Genomic DNA, 8588 nt, shown 5'->3' with positions numbered 1-8588 from the left:
GCCTTATTAACAGTGTCAGTGGCTTTTTCCTCCACGCTAGATGCTGCTTTATCAGCTGCTTCAGGCGCTTTCTTCACAGCATCAATAGCCTTATTAACAGTGTCAGTGGCTTTTTCCTCCGCGCTAGATGCTGCTTTATCAGCTGCTTCAGGTGCTTTCTTCACTGCATCAATAGCCTTATTAACAGTGTCAGTAGCTTTTTCCTCCGCGCTAGATGCTGCTTTATCAGCTGCTTCAGGTGCTTTCTTCACTGCATCAATAGCCTTATTAACAGTGTCAGTGGCTTTTTCCTCCGCGCTAGATGCTGCTTTATCAGCTGCATCAGGTGCTTTCTTCACTGCATCGACAGCCTTATCAGCAGTGTCAGTGGCTTTTTCCTCCACGCTAGATGCCTTATCAACTTCATCAACTTTATCCGTATCATGTGCAGGATATTCGGAAGCCTTTCGTGCCGCACTTTGAACAAGTGAAGTAGAACAAGCTATGAAAACCGCCATATAAAAGAGTGTTTTCCAATTGATTTTACGATACATTCCTTTTTCCCCTTAAGAGCTTATTGAATAGTTGAAACAAACAATCTTCTTTTTAATGACTATTCATGTGACTCAACGTTGTCACAGCACGTCGATTTTGATTCCAACAGGAAATATCATCACAGACCGCTACAGGTCTTTCTTTTCCGTAAGAAATTGTTTGAATCCGTTGTTCAGACACACCTAGAGACACCAAATAGTTTCGCACAGCAACAGCACGGCGCTGTCCAAGTGCCAAGTTATATTCACGTGTTCCCCTCTCATCAGCATGACCTTCGATCATAATAGAATAATAAGGATAATGAAGCAACCATTCCGCTTGGCGCGTTAAAATACGTTCAGCATCAGCATCAAGTGAAGAAGAATCGAGACTAAAAAACACGCGATCACCCACATTAACCGTAAATTCTTGTCCTGAGCCTGGTGGCACCTGATTCAAACCAGCATCATTCATATAAGCGCCATTCATACCGTTAAGTGCACCGACATTTTTTTTGCCACACCCAGCCAAGCATAGTGCGAAAAAAAAGAGGACAGCTAAGGAATAAGAGAAGGTTTTTTGGGTAGAGCGCATAGTCCGTTTCTCCTTGAGTGTCGTAAAGAAGGGTAAATTCTTAAAAATATTTTCAAGAATAACCGTTAATTCCTAATGAAGACGAAATTTTTCTGTTTTTTGGTCATCATTTTTATTTTTGAGTCTCTGCCAATTTTTCTTCTCTCCAGCCATTCCTCTAACATTTCCATAAGAAATGTTTCCCTTATGTGTCATGGCTTTTTATGCATCTTATGCATCATCTTGATCTTGACGATTTTTTTGCAGCGCGTTCAGCTTTGCAAAAACTTTATCAGCATCAAAAGTCTTATGCAGATTTTCTTCACTCTCATTTTCCTCTAGGGCAGCGTTTTCCGTCACAGAAGCGGGAAGCAACGACCTATCTTCTTCTGCAGCAACAGGGCGATTTTTCGCCGCACGCTGGAGCTCAAAATCTAAATCGATTTGCGAACACAAACCAAGTCCTACAGGATCAAGAGGAACCAAATTTGCACTATTCCAATGGGTCCTAAGGCGGATTTGTTCAATTGTCGCTTTTGTTGTCCCAATCAACCGTGCAATTTGTGCATCTTTCAACTCGGGATGGTTCGTAACCAACCATAGGATACCATTGGGACGATCTTGGCGTCGAGAAAGAGGGATATAGCGCGCCCCTTTGCGTTTTTTTTCAGGAATATGCACCCTAGATTGAGAAATTTTCAAGCGTGCGTTTTGATCAGCCTCCACCCGTGCAATTTCACTGCGCGTCAATTGCCCAGAACTAATCGGATCTAAACCTTTAATACCATAAGCCGCATCACCATCGGCAATAGCTTTTACTTCCAAAACATGCAATTTACAAAATTCTGCAATCTGATCAAAAGAAAGAGCTGTATTATCAACCAACCAAACAGCTGTTGCTTTGGGCATCAAAAGTTGCGTTGCCATTTTTATAAATCCTCTTCTGCGCCTCTTCTATGAGGCAGGTTACCGCCCACTCAAGAGCACTAGAACTTTTTATATGTTAGGTCTCTCCAACCACTCCTAAAACAAAGCGAGGCATGGAATAAACCATTTTGCCATGAGATTACATTCTGTTATAGCGTTATTTTTGCTCAACGACAAGAGATCTCTCTTGTAATGATCCTCAACTAAGGTGTCTTTACCTTTAAGATGAATTTTCTTATAAAGGGTTTATTCGATTACTTCACCTCATGCTGTGGCACATTTATTCTGGTGGGATGCGTGTTTTGTCGCCTTAAATTCTAAAGAGTATCCAACTGGAAAGAAAGCCCTAAAATAGGAAGGAAAACTATGGCTGGCCATTCACAATTTAAAAATATTATGCACCGTAAAGGGCGTCAAGATGCAATGCGCTCGAAAATATTTTCTAAACTTGCGCGGGAAATTACCGTAGCAGCAAAACAAGGTGCTCCTGATCCAGCCATGAATCCACGTTTAAGGCTGGCTGTTCAAAATGCCAAAGCACAATCGATGCCGAAAGATAATATTGAACGCGCGATTAAAAAAGCTTCAGGTACCGATGTCGAAAATTATGATGAAGTACGCTATGAGGGCTATGGACCAGGTGGCGTTGCCGTCATTGTTGAAGCTTTAACTGATAACCGCAACCGCACCGCTTCAAATGTGCGCGCCGCCTTCACAAAATCAGGAGGAGCCCTAGGAGAAACAGGATCGGTCAGTTTCATGTTTAATCGGATTGGTGAAATAATCTATAAGCCAGAAGCAGGGACAGCCGATAACATCATGGATGCAGCAATTGAAGCCGGTGCTGAAGATGTGCAATCAGAAGAAACCGGACATCATATTACCTGCGCATTCGAAGATATTGGTGAAGTTTCCAAAACACTTGAAGCAAAACTTGGTGAAGCAGAATCGATTAAAACGATTTGGAAAGCCACCACCCTTGCACCAATAGATGAAGAAAAAGCTTTGTCCGTTTTGCGACTGATTTCAACATTAGAAGAAGATGATGATGTACAAAATGTTTATGCCAATTTTGATGTCAGCGATGAGATTTTGGCAAAATTATCTGTATAATTCCTATCATTTGCACAAGCCCTCTCTTCATTCATGAGGGCTTCAAAAGCATCTGTCTCCTCGCCTCTTTATCCGCACATATAAAAGCCCCGCGTCAATAGCGGGGACTAACCATTGGTGCAACAAGAAAACCGCCATTAATTCCAGAAAACATAACCAAAAAAAGAAAGCATAAAAAAACTCTGTAGTCTCACGCCTTTCTTACATGCCCCAAAGATTATCCCTATAGCCCCTCTCTATTTAATCTTTTTGTTCTTTAAGATTAACCTCCCCACCCTCAAGTAATGAAGATGATCTGGTCTGTAAACAATTCGGATTTTCTTGACGTATTCCTATAACGAATCACTCATGGAATTCACTTGAAACTTAAGGCTCAAAAAATACACACTCCCCTAAATATTCGCCATGCACTTAAAAAACACTTAAATATCTCAAGGAAGTTTATATGCCTTATATCGCCACACCTCAAATGACAGTGTTTTTACAACATCACAGAATAAAAATAAGCAAATGGAAAGCCAGAGCTGATTGTTTAGCAAAGTATTATCCAAAAAGCCGGTATATCTCTCTAATCCGTTGCGGATAAATTTTTGACTTTATAGCATTAACTTTATGGCATCGTATGTTTCATAAAATAATGTCATTTATCTTAAAAATCTGTCCTTTTGCTATTACCGATCAATCAATATTCTGACCTAAAACAACAGCGTACTTGAATAAAACACATCAGAGAGCAGCAGAAAAACACCCTTGACAAGAGTCTAGACTCTTCGCAAACCAAATCAAAGAGGAAGTCAAAAATATATAGAGAGACACTTTGAGTAAAAAGTTGAAATCTAGAGACCTCAGAATTTTCGACTATATTTTTTCAAGATGTTGTTTTTGAATTTTTTAAGCATTTTCCCCCAAGGAAATTCTATTGTCGATAAACAACCGTAGATGATAGATGAAATCTACATAACTCCCCATGCCCACTATAATCGATTCCTTCTTTTAAATAATTAAAGACAATTGAGATTGTGTAAACTTGAAACTGTATAGACTATATTCCTTCTATGTTCTGTTTTTAAGCATTTTGTTTTACTGTATATTGAGCAATGGCGACCATGCTGGATCCGAAGCATCATTGGGGGTGGGTAATTGACGTTCATTGCGTCCTGTAATGTCAATCGTATAGATTTTTGGTCCCATACCGGGATTTTTGCGAAAGAACATCAGCACACGACCATTGGGTGCCCAAGTTGGTCCTTCATTGTGAAACCCTGTGGTTAAAATTCGTTCTCCTTGTCCATCAGGGCGCATAACACCGATAGAAAATTGTCCGCTTAATTGTTTTGTAAAGGCGATATAGTCACCCCGTGGAGACCAAATAGGTGTCGAATAACTCCCCTCGTTTGAAGAAATACGCTGAATATCACTCCCATCCGCATTCATTTTATAGATTTGCGGCTTTCCACTACGATCTGAGGAAAAGACGATTTGTTTTCCATCCGGTGAATAAGAAGCAGAAGTATCAATAGCAGAAGTTGTTGTAAGTCGCGTCATCGTACGGGTTCGTAAATCCATGGTGTAAAGATTTGCACTGCCATCATTTTGTAACAAACTCATAATGACCTTTTGTCCATCAGAAGAAAAACGCGGAGCAATTGTCATGTTATTAAACGTTCCGATCAACTCTCTTTGTCCCATTTCAATTTGTTGAAGATAAACATGAGGTACTTGATTGTCCTCATAAGCCATATAGGTCATTTCTTGTCTTTTTGGGGAAAAACGTGGTGTAAGCACCAATTCACTTCCATCAGACATATAAATCAAATTTGCGCCATCTTGATCCATCATTGCTAAGCGTTTAATGCGTGCATTTTGGGGGCCTGTTTCATCGATAAAAACAATTCGTGTATCAAAATAACCACTTTCTCCTGTCATCTCACTATAGATCTCATCTGCGATCATATGTGCCACACGCCGCCAACGTTCTGTCGCGGTATAAAAACGCCGTCCTTTCAATTGTCTTTGTCCAAAAACATCCCATAAACGAAAATCGACCCTCAAACGTCCATCGATTTCTCTCATGACTTGCCCCGTAACTAAACCTTGCGCTTTTATTTTCTGCCAAGACGCAAAATGCGGTTGTTTATTAGGATTAGAAATATTTTCAAGAAAATTTTCTTTATTAAGCGGTAAAAAAAGCCCCGACCGCTCAAGATCGGCTGTCACCACAGCAGATATTTTCAACCCAATCGAATCATTGGAAATAAAGTCTGTAATTGCAATGGGAATGGGATTAAAATCAGCGCTCGAAATAGTCCCTTTCAATTGCGCATAGCCCGATGAAATACTTGAAAGCCACAACCCACAAGTGACAATAAACCAAGCAAAAACTTTATGTCTCGTTATAGTCATCATGGAATGTGTCCTTTCGTTAAGCCAATTTATTTTTTCTCATTTATCATCTGATTTCTTGGAGGGGATCAACATTAAAGTCAAAACCTTGCCCCCATAGATCATATTGATCACGTGGGAGATCTGCATAAGGTTGGCATGAAAAGACAGCGGCGTACACCTGCCTTATCATAATAGCTTGTTGACTCTCAAGACCGCTTACGGGATCAATGATAGGATCGCCCACAACCATCCCTTCACGATCTAAATAAAATCGCAACCGCACAACCGGACGGTTTTTTAAATCGCCACCAAGCGCCACAAGTTTAAGCTTCTGTTGAATACATGCCCCCGCAATATTGACCAATGTTTGTGCCATTTTTGTGGTATCATCAATGTTTTTTCTTGCGCCCAAAGCTTCTGGTGTATGAGAACGTTTTGCTCCCCCTCCTTGTGACCGCGCACGATTGAGCAAATTATTTTCCTCCAGTGCTAAAATATCTTCAATAGTCTGTTTTTCTTGGTTTTTCTTGTTAAGCTTTAGCGTCTTTTGATTCAATGCAGCCGCATTCTTCCTTGGAAATTCTTCGTCAAATTTTGGTTTAAACTGTGGAAGAAGAGATTTTTCTGGAAGTGTAATTTTGGGCGCTTGATGAACAATCTGTTCTGCTGGTACCTTCTGTACCGTTGGAGCCAATTCTTTTGGCGATATCATCTCTTCATTTTTGTGCGCAGGCTTGAGCGCATCTTCCGGCGCCTTAAAAGGCATCTCAGGTGCAACCTTGGGGGTATCCTCCGGCGCGCTCAAAGGCATCTCAGGCGCAACCTTGGGGGTATCCTCCGGCGCGCTCAAAGGCATCTCAGGTGCAACCTTGGGGGTATCCTCCGGTGCTCTCAAAGGCATCTCAGGCGCAACTTTGGGAGTATCCTCCGGCGCGCTCAAAGGCATCTCAGGTGCAACCTTGGGGGTATCCTCCGGCGCGCTCAAAGGCATCTCAGGTGCAACTTTGGGAGTATCCTCCGGTGCTCTCAAAGGCATCTCAGGTGCAACCTTGGGAGTATCCTCCGGTGCTCTCAAAGGCATCTCAGGTGCAACCTTGGGAGTATCCTCCGGTGCTCTCAAAGGCATCTCAGGCGCAACCTTGGGAGTATCCTCCGGTGCTCTCAAAGGCATCTCAGGCGCAACTTTGGGAGTATCCTCTGTTTTTACTTCTAATAATTCTGGTTTTGTAAGTTCGGGTGTAAATGTTTCTGACGTGTTCTTGCTTGGTGGTAGCGATGCTGTTTCAACAGGACGCAGTTTTTCCTTTGGTTGAAAAGGTGCTAGACTATCTATTTGTCCCTCTCCAATATGGCGTGCATCTTCTTTCTCTTGTGGTTGCATAGTTGGTTTAACGGCAGGGATTGCACGGATGGGAGCCTTCACGGATCCTTGTTGAGAGGACAACTCGTCCACTAAAGGAGCAAGAGTGATGGGAATTGCTTCCAATGGTTGTGGTAAAGAGACAGAGCTTGTAAACTGAACGGCTCCCCAACTGAGAAAAATGACATGGACCACAAGGGATAAAGCCAAGCCTCGTTTCATGCTATGATAGGAGTCTTTGTTCATTCTTTATGCCTTATTTATGACTTATATTTTTTCATTTTTAATCACTCTGAGCTCCATTAAAAACACTTTAAAAACAACAGGTTATGCGAAAATTTTATTACTTATTATTTATTGTGCTAGACTTGCTAACGCAACTTGAGAAAACCCCGCTTTTTGAATATCCGCCAGCAGTTTTAATACTTGCTGATATTCAACAGTTTTAGCAACCCGCACAAAAACCCGTTGATCTTTTTGTGTAGCATCTTCTTCCAGAAGAGTTTTAAGGTGTGCAATCAGTGCTTGTGACGTTTCATAATAATCTTGATTAATGGCAAAGCGCCCTTGCGCATCAAGTGAAACCGTAAGGGGCGTTTTTTGAGCTCGTACGGGACCCGCTTGACTATGAGGCAAATCTAGAGGAACACCGTTCACTAAAAGGGGGGCAGAGACCATAAAAATAATCAACAAGACCAGCATGACATCCACAAAAGGAGTGACATTGATCTCACTCATCAGTTGGCTTCGTGAATGATAGCGCCTGCGTGTATTTTTTCGAGAAGAAGAAGCAACAGAAATTCCCATGGGATAAGCTCCTTTTTATAATGAGGAAGGCGCTGTGCGTGTTTCATCAATACGCCGCGATACAATTGTTGAAAATTCATCAGCAAAATTTTCTATTTGTGCAATGATGCGCGCACTTTCATGAGTCAACTTGTTATAAGCAATAACGGCTGGAATTGCTGCAAACAAACCAATAGCGGTCGCCAAAAGCGCTTCTGCAATCCCTGGCGCGACAATGGCAAGTGATGTATTTTGAGAAGCTGAAATAGAAAGAAAAGACTCCATAATACCAATAACTGTTCCAAAAAGTCCGATAAAGGGTCCCGCAGATCCCAATGTCGCAAGAAAACTTAATTTTGATTCTATTTTTTCACTTTCACGCCCCAGCGTCAAATCCATAGCCTTATCAATTCTGCTCTGCAAACTTTTTGATGTATGGGTCCCTTTTTCAAGAGATTTTTTCCATTCAATCATTGCCGCCATAAAAACGGCAGATATACTATTGGTGTGTTGACTTTTACATGACGCATAAAGATCTTCTAGCGCTTTGCCTGACCAAAATGTACGTTCGAACTGCTTTATTTCACGCCGTATTCTCCGATACGTAAAAATTTTATCAAAAATAATTGCCCAACTCCAAATGGAAGCGAGCAGCAACCCGATCATAACACCTTTCACGATCCAACTCGCTTGCATAAACAAATGCAACATTCCAATTGTTTCCGGATTCGTTAGTTCACCATGCGGCATAATTTTTGTCCCTCTAAATAAAAGGTGTATTTTTTAAAATTCTATAAAACAGATTATTTTATAGTTTCTAAATTTAAGTAAAAAACCTTAGTCTCACATAAATTCATGTGCTAAAACAAGACTTGTTTCTTAAATTTCTTTAAAAAGTGATGACGAGAGACATCCCTCAACACACGCCCCC

At 41.3% G+C, this 8588-nt stretch carries 7 protein-coding genes and 1 pseudogene; 1 reads left to right on the top strand and 7 read right to left on the bottom strand.

The genetic code is table 11. The features are described 5' to 3' along the window. The 3 genes and pseudogenes from ACFIKR_RS01725 to ACFIKR_RS01715 form a co-directional block, all read right to left on the bottom strand. A pseudogene (locus ACFIKR_RS01725) lies at positions 1–497 on the bottom strand (tol-pal system protein); the annotation flags it as partial. 88 nt (positions 498–585) lie between these two features. After that, the gene (gene pal / locus ACFIKR_RS01720) at positions 586–1107 is read right to left on the bottom strand and encodes a peptidoglycan-associated lipoprotein Pal (RefSeq protein ID WP_375658580.1); all 522 of its coding nucleotides are present in this window, start codon (positions 1105–1107) and stop codon (positions 586–588) included. Between the two features lie 210 nt (positions 1108–1317). Beyond that, the gene (locus ACFIKR_RS01715; RefSeq protein ID WP_375611764.1) at positions 1318–2013 is read right to left on the bottom strand and encodes a DUF1013 domain-containing protein; all 696 of its coding nucleotides are present in this window, start codon (positions 2011–2013) and stop codon (positions 1318–1320) included. 366 nt (positions 2014–2379) lie between these two features. Between ACFIKR_RS01715 and ACFIKR_RS01710 the strand changes: the two genes are divergently transcribed. Beyond that, entirely contained in the window at positions 2380–3126 is a 747-nt protein-coding gene (locus ACFIKR_RS01710; RefSeq protein WP_005774608.1) for a YebC/PmpR family DNA-binding transcriptional regulator, read from the top strand. 1080 nt (positions 3127–4206) lie between these two features. Here ACFIKR_RS01710 and tolB read toward each other — a convergent pair. The 4 genes from tolB to tolQ all read right to left on the bottom strand — a co-directional run bounded on the left by tolB (position 4207) and on the right by tolQ (position 8407). Beyond that, entirely contained in the window at positions 4207–5532 is a 1326-nt protein-coding gene (gene tolB / locus ACFIKR_RS01705; protein WP_015856942.1) for a Tol-Pal system beta propeller repeat protein TolB, read from the bottom strand. 43 nt (positions 5533–5575) lie between these two features. Continuing rightward, entirely contained in the window at positions 5576–7117 is a 1542-nt protein-coding gene (locus ACFIKR_RS01700) for a cell envelope biogenesis protein TolA (RefSeq protein ID WP_375658579.1), read from the bottom strand. Positions 7118–7225: 108 nt separating this feature from the next. After that, positions 7226–7678 (bottom strand): protein TolR, encoded by a 453-nt coding sequence (gene tolR / locus ACFIKR_RS01695; protein WP_273787696.1) that lies wholly within the window; start codon positions 7676–7678, stop codon positions 7226–7228. Between the two features lie 15 nt (positions 7679–7693). Beyond that, positions 7694–8407 (bottom strand): protein TolQ, encoded by a 714-nt coding sequence (gene tolQ, locus ACFIKR_RS01690; RefSeq protein ID WP_015856945.1) that lies wholly within the window; start codon positions 8405–8407, stop codon positions 7694–7696. Positions 8408–8588 lie beyond the last annotated feature (181 nt).

The organism is Bartonella sp. MR30HLJHH (assembly GCF_042194195.1).
GTDB lineage: Bacteria > Pseudomonadota > Alphaproteobacteria > Rhizobiales > Rhizobiaceae > Bartonella > Bartonella grahamii.
Note: the sequence above shows the minus strand (reverse complement) of the source record. Positions and strands in the feature narration are given on the sequence as shown.

What these genes read in the sequence shown, in the direction of transcription:
- pal (WP_375658580.1), bottom strand. Translation starts at nt 1,107, where the DNA reads ATGCGCTCTACCCAAAAAACCTTCTCTTATTCCTTAGCTGTCCTCTTT.
- ACFIKR_RS01715 (WP_375611764.1), bottom strand. Translation starts at nt 2,013, where the DNA reads ATGGCAACGCAACTTTTGATGCCCAAAGCAACAGCTGTTTGGTTGGTT.
- ACFIKR_RS01710 (WP_005774608.1), top strand. Translation starts at nt 2,380, where the DNA reads ATGGCTGGCCATTCACAATTTAAAAATATTATGCACCGTAAAGGGCGT.
- tolB (WP_015856942.1), bottom strand. Translation starts at nt 5,532, where the DNA reads ATGATGACTATAACGAGACATAAAGTTTTTGCTTGGTTTATTGTCACT.
- ACFIKR_RS01700 (WP_375658579.1), bottom strand. Translation starts at nt 7,117, where the DNA reads ATGAACAAAGACTCCTATCATAGCATGAAACGAGGCTTGGCTTTATCC.
- tolR (WP_273787696.1), bottom strand. Translation starts at nt 7,678, where the DNA reads ATGGGAATTTCTGTTGCTTCTTCTTCTCGAAAAAATACACGCAGGCGC.
- tolQ (WP_015856945.1), bottom strand. Translation starts at nt 8,407, where the DNA reads ATGCCGCATGGTGAACTAACGAATCCGGAAACAATTGGAATGTTGCAT.